The following is a 16,594-nucleotide window of genomic DNA, read 5'->3' on the forward strand; positions in this document are numbered from 1 at the left end:
GCGGCGGGGCCGGCGCGGACGGGGCTGCGGTCATGAGGACTCCAGGAGCAGGGCGGCGTTGGCGCCGCCGAACGCCGCGTTGAGGGAGACGGCGTGGCGGAGGGGGGCGGGCCTTGCGGTGTTCGGCACGCAGTCGACCGGGCACTCCGGATCGGCCGCGAGGTGCCCGGCGGTCGGCGGTATGAGCTGGTCCTGGAGGGCGAGGACGGTGATGACGGCCTCGACGGCACCGGTCGCCTCGAGCATGTGCCCCGTGGTGCTCTTGGTGGAGCTGACCGGGGTACGCGTGCCCGCCGGGCCGAACAGCCGTAGCAGGGCGGCGGCTTCCGCCGCGTCGTTGAGCTGCGTGCCGGTGCCGTGCGCGTTGACGTAGCCGATGTCGTGCGGGTGCAGGCCCGCCTTGCGGAGGGCGGCGCGGAAGGCGGCCTCCAGCCCCCGCCCCTCGGGGTGGGGCCGGATGACGTGGTGTGCGTCGCCCGCCATGCCCCAGCCACGCAGCCAGGCCTGGACGGGGCCGCGGCGTGCGGCGACCCTCCGCTCCGACTCCAGGACGAGTACGGCGGCGCCGTCGCCGTGGAGGAGCCCGTCGCGGCCGGCCGAGAAGGGGCGCTGGACTCCGGTGGGGCTCAGTGCCCTGCCGGAGTCGAACTTGGCGAAGCCGTCTTCGGACACCAGGTGGGCTCCGCCGCAGACGGCGATGTCGGTGAGGCCCTGCTCGATCATGGCGGCCCCGTGGGCCAGTGCGCTGGTGGACGCCGTGCAGGCGTTGACGAAGGCCAGCCGGGGCGTGCCGAGGCCGAGTTCGTGTGCGAGCCGTTCGGGCAGCAGGGCGGGCAGGGTGTCGAGGAGCCGGTCGGGCCGGCCGGGCGGGCCGTTGCGGTCGGGGAGTCCTGTGAAGTCCCCTCCGGTTCCGATCAGAGTGGGGGCGCCTCGGGCGTCGGTCCCGGCCATGGCCAGGGCGGCGCGGGCGCACCGGACCAGGGCCTGGTACTGGCCGGCCGGGGGCCGCGGATCGGTGGCGGCGTGCTTCGCCCGGTAGCCGGCGGTGTCGAAGCGGGTGACGGGGGAGAAGATCTGGCGTCCGGCGAACACGCCCTCGCGCAGCGCCCCGGCGCCCGTTCCGAAGGCGGTGAGGACGCCGAACCCGGTGATGGCGACAGATTGAGTCATGTGTGCTCCAAGCCCAGGGAGTCGGGTCAGTGGCCGATGCCCAGGCCGCCGTCGACGGCGAGGGTGACACCGGTGACGTAGGAGGCCTCCGGTGAGGCGAGCCAGAGCACGGCGGCGGCGATCTCGTCGGCCGTCGCCGCCCGGCCCAGCGGGACCTCGCCTGTGATCCGCTCCTTCTGCTGCTCGCTCAGGGTCCGGGTCAGCCCGGCGTCGACCAGGCCGGGGGCGATGACGTTCGCGGTGATCCCGTACGGGCCGAGTTCCCGGGCGAGCACCCGGGCCAGGCCCACCAGACCGGCCTTGCTGGCGGCGTAGTTCGACTGCCCGGGATAGCCGCGGTGGGCGGCGACGGAGGCGACGAAGACGATCCGGCCGCCGCGTCGGCGGACCATTCCCCGGGCGGCCTGCCGGGCCGTCCGGAAGGCACCTGTCAGGTTGGTGTCCAGCACCCGCTGGAACACCTCGTCCTTCATGCCGATCAGCAGGCCGTCGTCGGCGGTGCCCGCATTGGCTACGAGCACCTCCACCGGTCCGTGCGCCTCGGCGGCGCGGGCGAACGCGGCCGCCACCGAGGCCGTGTCGGTGACGTCGCAGGGCACCGAGAGCAAGCCGTCGGGCGCCTCCCCCGACCGGTGGGCGACCGCCACCCGGTCGCCCCGGGCGGCGAAGGCGCGGGCGACCGCGAGGCCCATGCCCCGGCTGCCCCCGGTCACCAGGACGGACCTGCCGGCCGGGGCGCTCACCGGCCGTCCCCCTCGGCGTCCGGGAAGGTCCGCCCGACGACCTTGAGCAGGCCGGTGGCCTTCACCCGGGTCTCCTCGAATTCCGCGGCCGGCTCCGACAGGGCGATCACGGCGCCGCCGACGCCGAACTCCACCTCCTCGTCGCCCGCAACGAGGGTGCGGATGACGATGCTGAGGTCCGCCGCGCCCGACAGCGAGAAGTAGCCCAGGGCGCCCGAGTAGAGGCCGCGCGGACCGTTCTCGAGCCGGTCGATGATCTGCATGGTGCGGATCTTGGGCGCGCCCGTCATCGATCCGCCGGGGAAGCAGGCCCGTACCGCTCCGACGGCGGTGACGCCGGACCGCAGCCGCGCGCTGACGGTGCTCACCAGCTGGTGGACGGTGGCGTAGGTCTCGACGTCGAAGAGGGGGGCGGTGCGTACGGATCCCGGCTCCGCGCAGCTGCCGAGGTCGTTCCGCACGAGATCGACGATCATCAGGTTCTCGGCGCGGTCCTTGGCACTGCCCGCGAGTTCCCTCCGCAGGGCCTCGTCGCGCTCCGGGGTGGCGCCCCGGGGCCGGGTCCCCTTGATCGGCCTGGACTCGGCGGTGCCGTCGGAGGTGACGTGCAGGAACCGTTCCGGGGAGGAGCTGAGCACCGCCGTGGAGCCCCAGCGGAGGAACGCCCCGTAGGGGGCGGGGCTGTGGGCGCGCAGCTGCCGGTACGCAGGCCACGGCTCCAGGCGCCCGGCGACGCGGGCCGTATTGGTGAGGCACACCTCGTAGGTCTCTCCGGCCTCGATCTCCTTCTGGCACAGGCTGATGAGTTCGAGGTACCGGCTGCGGTCGTGACGCAGGGTCAGCGGGCCGAGACCGGCCGGCGGGAGGCCCGCGGGCGGCTCCACCGTGAGGAGGGCGTCGGCGGTGAGGAACTGCTCGGTGTCGTCGAGCCACCGGTGCGCGGCTTCCTCCCGTCCGGTCTCGGCGAGGGCGAGGAGGTGGAAGAGGCCGGTTTCGTGGTCGTGGGCGACGATCCGGTCGGCGAAGATCATGACGGCGTCGGGGCGGGCGGAGCGGTGGACGAGGTCGCCGCCGCATTCGGCCTTCAGCTCGTACCCCAGGCAGCCCACCCACCCGGCGGCGAAGTCGAAGGGCAGCGGCGGCACCTGTGTGCGGTGCCGCGCCAGGTCCTCGTCCAGCCAGTCGAAGAACGGGCCGTCCACCACGTGGGTGCCGTCGGCGCCGGTGACGGTCACGGTGGCGGCCTCGACGTCCGCGGCGGCCACCCGGGCGAGCGGGCCCCGCGCGTCCCCCATGAACGAGAACCTGCCCGTCCCGGGTCCGGGGGCGCCGCTGTCGAGCCAGAACGCGTGGGTGGCGGCCGCGTACCGCCGGTCGAAGACGGTTTCGGGCGAGGCGCCGGAGGTCACGGTACGGGCGATCAGCCGGTGGGTGAAAGGCACCTGCGGTGCCGGGGGCCGCTGCGCGAGGGACGGGGCGGGCTCCGCGGCGGCCGCCGCAGCGCTGTAGGTGGTACGGCCGTTCTGGCGCCGGGTGAGGTCCCGGAAGTTCCGCATCAGCAGGCGACCGTGTTCGGTGCAGACCGACTCGGGATGGAACTGCACTCCCCACAGGCACCGTTCGCGGTGTCGTATGCCCATGACCACGCCCTCTTCGCACCAGGCCACCGCCTCCAGGTCCGCCGGCAGCTCACCGATGGCGAGGGAGTGGTAGCGGACGGCTGTGAACGGGGTGGGCAGCCCCTGGAACAGACCCTCCCCCGTATGGCTGACCAGGCTGGTGCGGCCGTGGCTGACCTCGGGGGCGGGTACGACGCTGCCGCCGAGGATCTGCGCGATGCCCTGGTGCCCCAGGCAGACGCCGAGGAGCGGGATGCGGGCCGAGGCCACGATCTCGGCGCAGATCCCGAAGTCCCCGGCGCGGCCCGGGTGGCCCGGCCCCGGCGAGAGGACGACGTTGTCGAACTCGTCCAGCAGCCCCCTGTGCCAGGCGGGATCATCGTTGCGCATGACGACCGGCTCGGTGCCGTTGACGACGGCGAGGTCGTGGAAGAGGTTGTAGGTGAAGGAGTCGTAGTTGTCGATGATCAGGGTTCTCACAGCTGTCCTCGCTCGTGCAGCAGGGCGCGGTTGCGCAGGATCTTGCCGTTCGCGTTCCTGGGCAGGGACGCCACGGTGAAGTAGCGCTTGGGGATCTTGAACGCGGCCAGGTGCTCGCGGCACCAGCGGGCCAGTTCCTCGGGCCGGGCCGGCCCGGCGGTGTACGCCTCCACCGTGTCGCCGAACACCACGACGGCTTCCTCGACTCCGGGGCAGGCGCGCAGCACCCCTTCGACCTCGGTGAGGTCGATCTTCATCCCGCCGACGGTCACCAGCGAGTCCGCCCGGCCCAGCACGCGCAGCTCTCCGCTGGGCGGGTCCAGTTCGCCCCGGTCGAAGGTGCGCAGCCATCCGCCGGCGTAGCGCGCGGTGCCGTCGTCCTGGAGGTACGGGGAGTGGTCCAGGGCGACTTCGATCCCGCCGCCGCGCACCCGTACCGGCAGGCCCGTGGTGCGCCCCACGCCGGGCGGCGGGCACGCGCCGTCGAGCCTCGCCGTGATGACGCCGGTCTCGGTGGTGCCGTACACCGGGGAGACGGGCACCCCGTACCGGGCGGTGAAGCGCTCGTACACCGCGGCCGGAAGCGGTTCACCCGCCGACACGGCGAGCCTGAGCCGGCGCGGGCGCAGGGCGTCCGAGCGGCCCCGCGAGAGGAGGTCGAACTGGACGGGCACGCCCAGAACGGCGTCCGCGCCGTGGCCGGGGCCACTTCCCGCGAGGATGCGGGCGGCCTCGCCGATCCGCTGGGAGGTGGGGAGGAGCAGGTGGGTCCCGTGCTCCAGGCCGTGCAGGAAGCCCCCGACCAGGCCCATGGTGTGGATCAGCGAGTTGAGCAGCAGGATCCGCTCCCCCGCCCGGGGCATTCCGGCGAGCGCCCCGTACCTGGCCAGTTCGGCGGTGAGGTCCGCCGGGCGGCGGCCCACCACCTTGGGCGTTCCGGTGGAGCCCGAGCTGAACTGGACCAGACACACGTCCCGTTGCCAGGCCGGCCCGTCGGCCCCGGCAGCCCGGCCCTCCGGCCTGCGGGTGACCACGATCGGGCAGTCGGGGACGGGGCCGGTCGCCTGCCGCGCCGGCCCGTCGGGCCTGATCAGGTACTGGGGTGCGCACCGGGAGAGCAGACGGGCGGTCTCGGCCGGGGCGTTGCGGACGTCCAGGAGCTGGACCTGAGCACCGCACGACCACACGGCGAGGACCGTCGCCAGCAGGGTGACGCCGGGGGGCAGCATGACCGCTGCCGTGGACCCCTCCCCCACGCCGTCACGGCTCAGCCCGGCCGCCAGGTTGTCCACGCGGGCGCGCAGTTCGCCCCGGGTGAAGGTGGTGCCCATGGTCGCCCACGGGTCGCCGTCCGCTCCCCTCGCCAGCAGGTGGGCTCCCCACCAGTCGGCGGATGCCATGTCCGGCGGTCCTCTCAGTCGGTGGCCGCGTACGCGGCGTAGTAGGCGCGCAGGGTGCGGGTGATGGCGGGCGAGTAGCGCGCCGCCGCCAGGATTTCGGGCGGGGGTGTGAAGGTGGGGTGGATCTCGTCGGCGAAGGCCCTGAATTCCAGGCGCAGGCTGTGCTCGATGGTGCGGGGCCAGTCCACGGGCAGGCGCCAGTCGTGTTCGTAGCCGGTGGCGAGCATGTGGGTGACCGCCGTCTCGACGGTGTCGCGCCGGGTCATGGGCTGTACGGGCGGCCGTACGGGGGTGAAGAGGGAGAGGTCGAGCTGTGGGGTCTCCCCGTGGAGGCGGCGGGCGATCTCCTCGGCGAGCAGCGGCGACAGGTGCAGCCCGTCGCGGTAGGTGCCGGTGAGTAGCCACAGCCCGTCCGGGCCGGCCTCGCCGATGAGGGGGTAGCCGTCCAGGGAGACGGGCCGGTTGCCGACCTGGAGCCTGCGGACCGGGCTGCTCCACAGGTCGCGGTGGAGCTGCTTCACGGCGCAGTCGAGGAGGAACTGGGCGTCGCGGACAACGGGCTTGTCCACGGCCGTGGGGGAGATGATGTTGGTGGCCCCGACGTACACCTCCCCGGCCGAGCGGGGCACGAGGTGCAGACCGCAGGCGAAGGCCCGGTTGGGCGTCCGGATGACGCTGGACGGCCCCTGCCGGCCCGGTGCGTCGAGGAGGGCGGACACCCCGAATCCCGCGACGAGGCCGGGGGTGCGGCCGGCGAGCTGCGGGACGGTGTCGATCAGGTCCTGCGTCCTGGTTCCGGCGGCGAGGACCACGGTGTCCGCGTGCAGCGTGCTGCCGGAGGCGAGGGTGACGCCGGTGACCCGGTCGTTCCGCTGGAGGACCCGGGTGGCGAGTTCGCCGACGAGCGTCCCGCCCCGGTTGAGCAGAGCGCTCTCCAGCCGCCGCAGGAGCAGACCGGAGTCCACGGCGTGCTCGTCGGGCAGGTACATCGCGGCGAAGGGGCGGCCGGCGGCGTCCGGGGCGATCCACGGCACATCGGCCGGCTCGACGTCCTCGTACTTACGGTCGTACGAGGCGAGGGCCGTGCGGATGGCGGCGTAGTTGGCGCTGTCGATGCCCGGCACACCGATGGCGTTGAGCATGACGAAGGTGCCGTCGGCCACGCGTATGCCGGCGCCGTCTTTGGCACCTTGCGGACCCGCCGCGTCGTCGGCCAGTTCGGCGAGCCAGGCCGGCCAGCGTCCGGCGGCCGTGACGGCCAGGTCGAGCTTGGCCCGGCCTCCGGAACTCGCGAGCAGGGTCGAGGTGACCTCGCCGAAGCAGCCCAGCATGGCGCCGGCGGCGGTGGAGGCCGCCCAGGGGCGGGCCGCCTCGCCCACGACGGCGACCCGTGAGCCGCGCCGGGTCAGGGTCAGGGCCAGGGAGAGGCCGAGCACCCCGTTGCCGACCACGATCACGTCATGGGTCGCGGCCGATCCGCCGCCGCCGTTCGCGGGCACGCCTGTGTTGTCCTCGTGAACCATCTGGGTCTCTTCCGTCAGGGAGTGTGGGGTGCGCGGCAAGGCCGTGATCAGTCGGCCGCGCGGGCGAGTCCGCGTACGGCGGGCACGGCGAGCAGTGCGGCGCACACGAGCAGGGCGACGCAGCCGCTGCCCAGCAGGAGGGCGTCACTGCCCAGCAGTGACGCGCCCGGGCCGGCCAGGGCCTGGCCCACGGGGAACATCGCCATGGAGCCGGCGACCTCGTAGGAGTGGATGCGGTTGAGGATGTCGGGGGGAATCTGGGTCTGGACGCTCGTCGCCCACATCACGCCCCAGAAGGCCCAGCCCGTCCCCGCGACGAGCACACAGCCGCAGACGGCCCACAGGGGCAGGTGGGTGCCGACCGCGACCGGGAACAGGGCGTAGCCGACGAGGGCCAGTGCCCCGGCACGCAAAGGCTTGCGCGGCCGTAGCCGCAGGGCGACGAGCCCGCCGAGGACGCCGCCCGCGCCGAGCGCGGAGTTGACGAGGCCGTAGGCCCCGGCGCCGTGTTCCGACACCAGGGAGGCCCCGGCGACGGGGGTGAGCGGCCCGAGGACTACGAGGGTGAGCAGCATCCACAGGGCGATGACCGACCACAGCCAGGTCCGCGCCGTGAACTCCCGCCAGCCCTCGGCGAGGTCCGCGCGGAACGAGGTACGGCCGGCGGCGGCCTTGCCCGGCTCCGCGTCGGCCGGGGGTGCCAGGCGGAGGGTGCCCAGGCAGAGCGCACTGACCGCGTAGGTGGCGGCGTGGACGCAGAACACGCCGGCCGGGCTCGACAGGCCGACCATGAGCCCGGCGACGGCCGGGCCGCCGAGAGTCATGAGCGCTTCGGCGGTGCGCAGCACGCCGTTGCCCTGCTGCACGTCGGCCGCGACGCGGGGCACGGTGCTGGCGACGCCGGGCTGGAACATGGCGGCGGCGGTGCCGTTGACGGCGCCGACGAGGCACAACTGCCAGAGCGTCACCTGGCCCGTCGCGTACATGACGGCCACGGCGGACTGGGTCGCGACCCTCACCAGGTCCGCACCGATCATCAGGGCACGGGCGTTGAAACGGTCCGCGAAGACGCCGCCGAAGATGACGAGCCCGCCGAAGAAGGCCATGAACGAGCCGACGGCGAGCCCGATGTCCCCGGGACCGAAACCCATCTGGATCATGCCGGCGACCTGGGCCACGGGAAGCATCGCGTCGCCCAGGGTGGCGACCGTGCGGGCCGTGAAGTAGAGCCGGAAATTGGGGTTCCAGAGGCCTGGGACCATTCTGTCCGGACCGCTGCGGGGGCTCAGTGTGCTCGTACCGCCGTCCGCTCCTCCCGCGGTCTCCGTCATCGGGAGACCTCTGGGACGGTGGCGCTCGCGCGGACCAGTTCGGCGAGGGGGCCCAGCCCGTCCAGCACGGTCCGCTCGGGCAGGCCGAAGTCGATGAAGCAGGCGATCTCGTCCACGCCGATCGCGCGGAGCCGCTCCACCGTCGCGGCGGCCTTGGGCAGGGTGCCCAGCAGGCTGCCGTCGTCGTAGTACCGGTCGAAAGCGCGCCGCACCATGGTGTCCACGTGGCGTTCGGAGAGGCGGGCGGGGTCGACGGGGCGGGAAACCCCGAGCGTCTGCGAACCGAGCAGCAGCGTCAGCGAGCTGCGCAGGTACGCGCTCATGGGCTCCCGGACGAGTTCGCGCACCTGCGCGTCGTCGGTTCCGAGGAAAGTGTGCAGCATGACCACGACGTGGCCGCGGGAGGCGTCCGAGCCGGGGCGCGCGGTGTACGCCGTCCGGTAGGCGGTGACGGAGCGCTCCAGGGCGTCGAGGTCCTGGCCCACCAGGTGGGTGAGGACGCCGGCTCCGGCGGATCCGGCCCTGGTGAAGGTGTCCGGGCCGCCCGAGCTGGTGATCCAGACGGGCAGTGCGTGCCGCACCGGGCGGGGGTGCACGCCGACCGGGCCGGTGGTGCCGTTGCCGTCCGGCCGGTCGAGGGTGCCGCCCCGCCAGAGGTGGCGGACCTGCTCGACGGTGCGCGCCAGCACGTCGCGGCGGTCGGCGTACGCGTCTGGTCGCAGCGCGAAGTCCTGCGCGTGCCAGCCCGAGGCGAAGGCGATTCCGGCGCGGCCCCCGGACAGGTTGTCGACCACGGCCCACTCCTCGGCGATCCGCAGGGGGTCGTGCAGGGGGCCCACGACGCTGCCGGCGCGGATGCCGACGCGGGAGGTGATGCTGGCGACGGCGGCTCCCGTGACGGCGGGGTTCGGGTACAGGCCGCCGAAGGGGCTGAAGTGCCGTTCGGGTGTCCAGACGGCGGTGAATCCGTTGCGGTCGGCGAAGCGGGCGCCCTCCAGCAGGAGGCCGTACGGGCGGGCTCCGAAGCCGTGCGCGGCCCCGGCGGGTTCCGGTGCCGGGCTGTTGCCGAAGTAGAAGAGGCTGAAATCCACCTGGGTCCTTGTGAGTCGGCCGGGCGTGTTCGTGGTGCGGCGGCGGGCCGGGCGGTCCGGACGGTCCTGTCCGGCCCTTCCTCTGCCGGGCGCGGCGTCAGCTCCCGGCTGCCGTCCGGCGGTCGGCGAGCCGCTCGGCGGCCGGTTCGGTCAGGGCGCCGTGGACGCGCAGCCGGGCGAGGCCGCCGTCGGGGAAGATGTCGAGGCGCACGTGGGTCGCCACCCGGGTGCCCACCTCGAACCGGTGCCGGGTGTCGGGCTGGAGGCGGGTCCGGGGCAGAACCTCGAACCAGGCGGAGGCGTCGGAGACGTCGGCTCCGGTGGAGGCGTCGAAACCGTGGAGCGCGGCCCAGCCGGCGGCGTTGCCCTTCAGGCAGGTCGTGTCGACCTCGACGGCGCGGATCTCGCCCTGCTCGGCGAGCCGGTAGCGGACCCAGTCGTTGTCCTTGTCGCGGCGCCGCCGGGTCTCCCAGCAGTCCCCGGTGTTCTGGGGCCGTCCGGGCATGATGAGGTTGGTGGGCGGCGAGTAGAAGAGGTCCGAGGCGTCCTCGACGACGGCCCCGTTCTCCAGGGCGACCAGGTCGAGGGAGCCGACGCGGTCGAACCAGGACACGTCCGGGACAACCTCGCCGTGCACCCGCAGCCGGGCGACCCCGCCGTCCGGGTGCTGGACGAGTCGTACGTGGGTGAAGACCTCCTCCGTCTCCACCGAGAAGGCGTTGGCGGCGTGCCCGCCGACGGGCGAGCGGGGCACGATCTCGACCCACCGCGTCCCGTCGGAGAGGAGTTCCTCGGCCGAGGCGGCGTAGGGTGCGCAAGTGGCCTGGACGCTGACCTCGTGCGGGTAGTTGCCGCGGAAGTGGGCGGTGTCGACGATGACTCCGCGGATGATGCCGGTGAGGCCGAGCCGTACCAGGGCCCAGTCGTGGTCGGTGTCGGTGGGGTGAGGCTCGGCGGTGCTGCGGCCTCGCCGGCGACGGGTCTCCCAGCCGTCCATGACCTTGCCCTTGTGGTCGAAGGTGTCCCAGTCGAAGCGGGGCCCCTGCGGTACGACCAGGTTGTCGCCCTCGGCGAAGAGGTCGTCGTTCGTGGCGACGACGCCGGCACCGAGCCGGCGGTCGGCCAGGTTGACGAAGCGCGTGAAGCCGACCTCCTTCTTGCGGTAGTCCGCGTAGGTGTCGCCGCCTTCGTAGGGCTGGGCGTCTCCGGTGAAGTCAGTGAGCTGTGGCACGGAATTCCTCTCTCGGGGCTGCGGGGGCGGGCTCGGCCTCGGTCCCTGTCCGGTCGGGGTGGTGGGCGCGTATGTAGTCGTAGATCGCCTGGGGCGTGCTGAAGTTCTGCAGGTCCGCGTACTGCGGATCGATGACCAGGTCGTGCTTCTCCTCCAGGAGGTGCTGGAGCCACACCAGCGCGAAGGAGTCGACGACGATCGGCGTGTCCAGCCGGAACTCGGCCGACGCCTCGGCGTTCATGCTCTCGGCGACGGCTGCGAGGACGGTCTCGGGGGTCAGCGGGGACGCTGCGGCATCGGCCACGAGGTCACTCCCATCCCATGTCGTTGCTGTCGGAACCGAGCAATCGCCGGCACTTCACGTTCACGATCTCTACCTCCAGTTCCTCCCTGCGGAACTCATAATCCACATAGCGAAAGCTGTGGATCAAGGAATACCAGTGGCACACTTGATCCTTGACACATCTGTGTCAGGCCACCAACTTGGCTGAGATCCAGTGGAGTTGCGGAGCGGCGGCACAGGGCGGAACCCCGCCCGAACATGACAAACCCACTTGCCGCTTCGTTCAGTTGTGCGAATACTCGGCTGCTCGGGCGCGCTGATCAACAGCGAGGAGAACTCATGCTTGAGCCGCTGGGATTGGAAGAGCAGACGGAAGCCGTCTACCTGGCCGTTCTCCGTCACCCAGGCAGTGACGTCCACGCGCTGGCGGAGCACGTCGGGGCGAGCGAGGAGAGCGTCGCGCGAGCGCTGGACGCCCTGGCGGACCTCGCGCTGATCCGGCGCTCATGGTCCGACAGCAGGACGGCTGTGCCCGTCAGTCCACAGGCCGGGCTGGAGGCGCTGCTTGCCCGGCAGCGGTTGGAACTGGCCGAAAGACAGCGGCAAGTGGAGGCGGTGCAGCTGGCCGCCGCCGAACTCATCGCCGACTACCCGCCGTTGACGGGAACCGGCCCCGGGCAGGAGCTGGAACGGCTGGAGGGCGTGGCGGTGGTCCGGCAGACGCTGGAGCAACTGGCCGCGACGGCGCAGGAGGAGACACTCGCCCTCGCTCCCGGCGGCCCCCAGCTGCCGGACAACCGCGCTGCCAGCCGGCCCCTGGCCCGCTCGATCCTCGCCCGGTCGGTACGGATGAAGACCGTCTACCTGGACAGCGTCCGCAACGATCCGGAGAGCCTCGAACACGCCCGCTGGCTGGTCCGCAACGGCGCCGAGACCCGGACCACCCCTGTCCTCCCCCTGCGGCTCCAGGTCGTGGACCGGGCCATCGCACTCGTCCCGATCGACCCGCAGGACACCTCCCGCGGCGCGCTCCTCGTCCGGGAGGCAGGCCTGGTCCACGCCCTCGTGTCCCTCTTCGACCTGATCTGGGACTCCGCGGTCCCCTTCGGCGAACCGGCGCCCCGCAGCGAGGACTCGTTCACCCGGCAGGAACTCGAACTGCTCCACCTGCTCAACCAGGGCCTCACCGACGAGGCGGCCGCGCGGAAGCTCGGCGTCTCGCTCCGCACGGAGCGGCGCATGATCACCAACATCGCCGACCGGCTGGGGGCCAAGAGCCGGTTCCAGCTCGGGCAGCGCTCGTACGCACGCGGGCTGCTCTCCTGAGGGCCGGACCGGGCGGTGCGGGGCCGCCCGGTGGCCGGGTCTGCCGCGGTGGCACAAACGAGCTACGGCACACATGCGCCACGGCGGCCGGCCCGATTCCGCTCGCGGCCGGGCCTAACCTCTTCCTGGCCCCAGCCCGGCCCCGCGCACCGCCAGCGACGGGCGGCCGGTGCAGCGGGAGCCGACCACCGCTCGACACCAGGGGAGACGCATGTCCGCGATACATCGGTGCAGACTGCGAACCGGTCCGCGCGCCGGGATCCGGCCGGCGGCGGGGCCGGCTGTATGAGTGCCGCACGGTCGGAGCGCTCCGGCGCCGGTGTCCCATGCATCACCATCGTCATCGCCACCGAACTGCGGCCCGACCGGCTCGGCTACCTGGCCGCCGCGCACGCCAGCCTCGACCGCCAGGACGTGCCCTGGGAGGCGCTGGTCGCGATCGACGGCGCCGACCCCGCGCGGCTCCCGTCGGCCCTCGCCCGGGATCCGCGGGTACGCACCCTCGCGCTGCCCCGCCACGTCGGTGCGGCCTGCGCCCGCAATCTCGCGCTGAACGAGGTGCGCACCGAGCTGATGAACTGGATGGACGACGACGACGAGCTACCGCCCGGCAGCCTGTCCGTCCGGCTGCGGGCCCTGTACGAGACCGGGGTCGGCTGGGCCGCCGGATACAGCGAGGACCTCCACCCCGACGGTTCGACCACCCTCTGGCGGTGCTCCACCCCGCCGGGCCGCCACGACGCGGGGGACGTGTGGACGTACTGGAAGGACCCTTCCGACACCATCCCGCTGGGCCCCACCACGATCCTCGCCCGCACCGAACTGGTGCGGGCGGCGGGCGGGATGGGCGGCCTGGTGCAGGGTGAGGACTACTGCGCCGCCCTCGGCGTCACCGCCCTCGCGCCCGGCGTGCTGCTGCCCGTCCCGGTCTACCGGTACCGCAAGCACGCGGGCCAGATGACCCGGCAGGAGTCCTACGACGAGTTGGAGGCCCGGGCCAGGATCCACGCCTGGAACTTCGGACGCTGCCTGAGGGAGTTCTCGCCGCGTCCCCGTGAAGCCGTGCTGGCAGGCGACTTCGGCCGGGCACTGTGACGGCCGCGGGCCAGGCGCGGACGCGCACGGAACTCGACGGGGAGCCCGTCGGAGCGGCGCAGCTCCAGGCCTTGGCACTGACCAACTACGGCCATTTCACGACCATGCGCGTCGAAGACGGACGGGTGCGCGGCCTTTCCCTGCACCTCGAACGGCTCCGGCGCGACTGCCGGACCCTCTTCGGCACCGACCTCGACCTCCTGCGCGTCCGGGAACTCGCCCGCCGCGCGGCGCCTCCCACCGGGTCCGCCACCGTCCGCGTCACCGTCTTCGACCCGCTCACCGACCTCGGCAGACCAGCCGCAGTCGGCGAGCCGCGCGTGCTGACGACCTCCCGGCCGGCCGCCGACGCCCCTCTTCCCGCGCTCGGAGTGCGGTCGGTGGTGTACGCCCGGGAGGTACCGGAGGTCAAGGGCGTCGGGCTCTTCGCCGGACTCCACCACCGCCGCCTGGCCCAGCTGGACGGGTTCGACGACGCCCTGTACGTGGGCCGGGACGGGACCGTCTGCGAGGGGGTGACCTGGAACATCGGCTTCTTCGACGGCAGCCGGGTGGTCTGGCCGGCCGCCGTATGCCTCGCCGGGGTGACCATGGAGCTGCTCAAGCGCGCGACCGGCCACGAGTCGCGGCCGGTCCGGACCGTCGAAGTGCGGGACATGCGGGCGGCCTTCGCCACCAACGCCGCGATCGGCGTCCGGGCCGTCGAACGCATCGACGGGGTGCGTCTGCCGGCCGCGCACCCCGCCATCGACGCCCTGCGGCGGGCGTACCTGGCCCTGCCGGGCGAACTCCTGTAGCACGTCGGGCATTTCCAGCACCACCACACCCAGCACACGCACCACAGCCAGCACACGCACCACACCCACCACTCCCGCGGAAGCCGCTTGCGCTGGTTCCAAGCCACTACCCGCGCCCGGCAGGGCAGCCTGCCGGTCCGCATCGCTCTGCACGGGCACCAACCGTTGATCCCGTTTCCTCGCTGTCGGCCCGGTGCCCGCAAACGCATGCAGGGAACGTGTTCGGGACACTACGTTGTCGGGCAGCAAGCACCGAAAGTGCGTACGACTCAAGGCCGGTGGAGTACGCGAAGACAATCAGGGGGAGGCAGCGTGACGGACGCAGAAGCGCAGAGCGGGACGCACGGCAACAAGGAGGGCGACAGAGCGCGAGCTTGGCGTTCCTGGTCGGCGTCGCGCAGACGCCGGGGCCTGCAGGGCGAGGCGACCGATGCCGGACTCGGCTCGGTACGGATGGTGCACCGCTCACGACTGCCGCTGTGGACACGTCCGTTCGCACCGTTGCTGACCGCGGTCGTGGGCGGCCTCTGCCTCGTGCTGGTGCTGATGCGCAACCCCGTCGCGGCCCTCTGCGTCGCCTTGCTCATACCGGCAGGACTCTTCGCCTACGCCACCGCCGCACCGTCCAGGCTCCGCGGGGGCCGCCAGTTCATTGCGGTGTGCGACGGCGGACTTGTGATCGCCCACGAGTACCTGCCGGCACGCGCCGTGCCGTGGACGCAGGTTCAGGAGTGGCGGACAGCGGTAGCGCGGCCCGGCGTCGAGCAGCCGGACGTACTGGTCATCGAGGGGGAGGACGAGGAGACGGAGATCCCAGTCGGTGCGGTCCACCGACGAGGCGATCTGGTCCGAGCCCTGGCGCGCCGCTCTCCCGCGCCGCCCAACTACCGGCGAGGCGTCAGCATCGCGGCGGCCATGGCCGTCTTTGCGGGGCTGCTCGGCTGGCTGGCGCATTGGCAGTTCGATCCCCGTCACGAAGAGGCACTGCCCAGTATCGATCATCTCGGTGCGGCCTGTGATTACCCCGGGGTCGCGTACGACGGAGCGGCGGCCTATGACAGCTCCCGGCCGCGGCAACTGGTCATCTACCAGAAGACGACCGGGGACTACGATCGCCACACGATCACCGAGCCCGCGAACACGTCGTCCGCCATCAGCCCCGAAGCAGTCGACAAGGTGCAGCTGATCGCCTGTGTCCACCGAAGCGACGACCCCTACGGGGACATCACGGACACCCGGTGCGAGTACGTCTACGGCGACGGAACGGCTGGCCGGCCCGTCTTCGGCCAGCAGATGCCGGACCGAGTCCTCAACGTCCAGATCGTCCACTACGTCGTGGACGTCTACGAACTGCGCACCCATCGCAAGGTCACCTCACGGCGAGTCGACGGCGACGACATGACCTGCCCGGGATCCCTCACGGCCACGGAGGCCGTCTACAGTCAGATCAGCGACACGGCCTTCCACCGCCTGCTGGACCCCTTGACGCGTTAGCCATTTCAAACGCCGGCCGCGTCCTTGCGCGGCACGGCCTTCTCCACCCGACCAGCTTCGGCCCCCTTCCTCCTCGCCGCCGCGGCCGGAGCGGGCGGCCTTCAGGCCGCCCTCGAGGACCTTCAGCAGGTCGACGCCGATGTCTGCAGCACCAGGACCCTGTCCTCTGCGGGGAACGCGCCCGCAGCCAGCACGAGAAGGAAATCCGCTGCGGCGAACGCCCCCTCACCGCGACAGCGTGACGGGTTACCCCCGCTCAGCCGAGAGCGTCACTCGCGCCCCTCCCACCGACTCGGCCCGTAACAGGCGCTTGCCACTCCAGTGACCAGCGCCCAGTAGCGGTCGCCGAACGACCAGTGCCACCACTCCGTCGGGTAGTTCACCAAGCCCACGGCCGTCAGTGCGCGTCCCAGAATCGCCCGGTGCGAGCGCGCCCGCTCGCTGATCCCAGCGGCGTCGGTGTAACACGCTCCGGCGCTCTCCTCCGGAGTCGCGTTCATGGGCGTGCCCATGTCCAGCTCGCGGCCGTCCGCATCCACGAGTGTCAGATCCACGGCCGCTCCCGCACTGTGCGGCGCGATCTCGGGCGGTGACACGAAGCGGCTCGCCGCCGACCGGATCTGCTCGTCGGACCATCCCGGCTGCTCAGCTCTCAGTCTCGCCGCGTACTCCTCGAAGTAGCGGTGCTGCAGCCCGGGGGGACGATAGCCCTCGACCACCAGGAACCGCAGGCCGGTCGGCAAGAGCCCCTGCGCCTGAAGCAGACGCCCCAGCACGCCTTCCCGCAGGTAGAAGAAAGCGTCCGAGTCGCTCTGCTTCCGCAAGTCCACAAGGAGCGGACTTTCCCTCCGGACATCGATCAGCGGCTCATCGCACTCGTGCACGGGGACGGCCGCGACACGTGGATCCGACATCAAGATGATCTCGCTCATCCCGCGATCATCTCGCAGGTGCTGCCGGAGCCGTCGAGGACCCCCAAGGACCCGCAGATCCCCTTGCCACTCCCCCACA

The 16,594-nt window shown here is 72.4% G+C and carries 14 protein-coding genes; 4 read left to right on the plus strand and 10 right to left on the minus strand.

Annotation, left to right across the window (positions count from 1 at the left end; genetic code table 11):
* Positions 1 to 30 precede the first annotated feature (30 nt).
* The 9 genes from JK359_RS32060 to JK359_RS32100 all read right to left on the minus strand — a co-directional run bounded on the left by JK359_RS32060 (position 31) and on the right by JK359_RS32100 (position 10,892).
* A complete protein-coding gene (locus JK359_RS32060; protein ID WP_201843091.1) occupies positions 31 to 1,170 on the minus strand; it encodes a beta-ketoacyl-[acyl-carrier-protein] synthase family protein in 1,140 nt (379 codons plus the stop codon).
* Between the two features lie 26 nt (positions 1,171 to 1,196).
* Positions 1,197 to 1,913, minus strand: coding sequence for a 3-oxoacyl-ACP reductase FabG (fabG, locus tag JK359_RS32065; RefSeq protein ID WP_307788354.1), 717 nt, complete (start codon positions 1,911 to 1,913; stop codon positions 1,197 to 1,199).
* Entirely contained in the window at positions 1,910 to 4,012 is a 2,103-nt protein-coding gene (gene pabB, locus JK359_RS32070; RefSeq protein ID WP_201843093.1) for an aminodeoxychorismate synthase component I, read from the minus strand. The genes fabG and pabB overlap by 4 nt, the downstream gene beginning before the upstream one ends.
* Complete coding sequence (locus JK359_RS32075; RefSeq protein ID WP_201843095.1) at positions 4,009 to 5,412, minus strand: class I adenylate-forming enzyme family protein; 1,404 nt, start codon at positions 5,410 to 5,412, stop codon at positions 4,009 to 4,011. The genes pabB and JK359_RS32075 overlap by 4 nt, the downstream gene beginning before the upstream one ends.
* 14 nt (positions 5,413 to 5,426) lie before the next feature.
* A complete protein-coding gene (locus tag JK359_RS32080; RefSeq protein WP_201843097.1) occupies positions 5,427 to 6,935 on the minus strand; it encodes an NAD(P)/FAD-dependent oxidoreductase in 1,509 nt (502 codons plus the stop codon).
* A gap of 47 nt (positions 6,936 to 6,982) precedes the next feature.
* Positions 6,983 to 8,266 (minus strand): MFS transporter, encoded by a 1,284-nt coding sequence (locus JK359_RS32085; RefSeq protein ID WP_201843099.1) that lies wholly within the window; start codon positions 8,264 to 8,266, stop codon positions 6,983 to 6,985.
* Positions 8,263 to 9,357, minus strand: a complete 1,095-nt coding sequence (locus JK359_RS32090) for a MupA/Atu3671 family FMN-dependent luciferase-like monooxygenase (protein WP_201843100.1) — start codon at positions 9,355 to 9,357, stop codon at positions 8,263 to 8,265. Before JK359_RS32090 ends, JK359_RS32085 begins: the two co-directional genes overlap by 4 nt.
* 97 nt (positions 9,358 to 9,454) lie before the next feature.
* A complete protein-coding gene (gene alc / locus JK359_RS32095; protein ID WP_201843101.1) occupies positions 9,455 to 10,588 on the minus strand; it encodes an allantoicase in 1,134 nt (377 codons plus the stop codon).
* Positions 10,572 to 10,892, minus strand: coding sequence for an acyl carrier protein (locus JK359_RS32100; protein WP_201843102.1), 321 nt, complete (start codon positions 10,890 to 10,892; stop codon positions 10,572 to 10,574). Before JK359_RS32100 ends, alc begins: the two co-directional genes overlap by 17 nt.
* A 318-nt stretch (positions 10,893 to 11,210) precedes the next feature.
* Here JK359_RS32100 and JK359_RS32105 point away from each other — a divergent pair, with 318 nt between their 5' ends.
* The 4 genes from JK359_RS32105 to JK359_RS32120 all read left to right on the plus strand — a co-directional run bounded on the left by JK359_RS32105 (position 11,211) and on the right by JK359_RS32120 (position 15,583).
* Positions 11,211 to 12,197 carry a helix-turn-helix domain-containing protein gene (locus JK359_RS32105; RefSeq protein ID WP_201843103.1) on the plus strand — a complete coding sequence of 329 codons (987 nt, stop codon included), beginning with the start codon at positions 11,211 to 11,213 and terminating at the stop codon, positions 12,195 to 12,197.
* Between the two features lie 285 nt (positions 12,198 to 12,482).
* Complete coding sequence (locus tag JK359_RS32110) at positions 12,483 to 13,292, plus strand: glycosyltransferase family 2 protein (protein ID WP_201843104.1); 810 nt, start codon at positions 12,483 to 12,485, stop codon at positions 13,290 to 13,292.
* Positions 13,289 to 14,089, plus strand: coding sequence for an aminotransferase class IV family protein (locus JK359_RS32115; RefSeq protein ID WP_201843105.1), 801 nt, complete (start codon positions 13,289 to 13,291; stop codon positions 14,087 to 14,089). The genes JK359_RS32110 and JK359_RS32115 overlap by 4 nt, the downstream gene beginning before the upstream one ends.
* Before the next feature lie 312 nt (positions 14,090 to 14,401).
* Positions 14,402 to 15,583 (plus strand): hypothetical protein, encoded by a 1,182-nt coding sequence (locus tag JK359_RS32120; protein WP_201843106.1) that lies wholly within the window; start codon positions 14,402 to 14,404, stop codon positions 15,581 to 15,583.
* 269 nt (positions 15,584 to 15,852) lie between these two features.
* Here JK359_RS32120 and JK359_RS32125 read toward each other — a convergent pair whose 3' ends face one another.
* Entirely contained in the window at positions 15,853 to 16,515 is a 663-nt protein-coding gene (locus tag JK359_RS32125) for a M15 family metallopeptidase (RefSeq protein WP_201843107.1), read from the minus strand.
* Between the last annotated feature and the right edge of the window lie 79 nt (positions 16,516 to 16,594).

The sequence above is a fragment of the Streptomyces actinomycinicus genome, assembly GCF_016741775.1.
GTDB lineage: Bacteria > Actinomycetota > Actinomycetes > Streptomycetales > Streptomycetaceae > Streptomyces > Streptomyces actinomycinicus.

Excerpts from the sequence above, each read along its gene's own strand:
- JK359_RS32060 (WP_201843091.1), bottom strand. The coding sequence starts at position 1,170 with ATGACTCAATCTGTCGCCATCACCGGGTTCGGCGTCCTCACCGCCTTC.
- JK359_RS32075 (WP_201843095.1), bottom strand. The coding sequence starts at position 5,412 with ATGGCATCCGCCGACTGGTGGGGAGCCCACCTGCTGGCGAGGGGAGCG.
- JK359_RS32080 (WP_201843097.1), bottom strand. The coding sequence starts at position 6,935 with ATGGTTCACGAGGACAACACAGGCGTGCCCGCGAACGGCGGCGGCGGA.
- JK359_RS32085 (WP_201843099.1), bottom strand. The coding sequence starts at position 8,266 with ATGACGGAGACCGCGGGAGGAGCGGACGGCGGTACGAGCACACTGAGC.
- JK359_RS32105 (WP_201843103.1), top strand. The coding sequence starts at position 11,211 with ATGCTTGAGCCGCTGGGATTGGAAGAGCAGACGGAAGCCGTCTACCTG.
- JK359_RS32110 (WP_201843104.1), top strand. The coding sequence starts at position 12,483 with ATGAGTGCCGCACGGTCGGAGCGCTCCGGCGCCGGTGTCCCATGCATC.
- JK359_RS32125 (WP_201843107.1), bottom strand. The coding sequence starts at position 16,515 with ATGAGCGAGATCATCTTGATGTCGGATCCACGTGTCGCGGCCGTCCCC.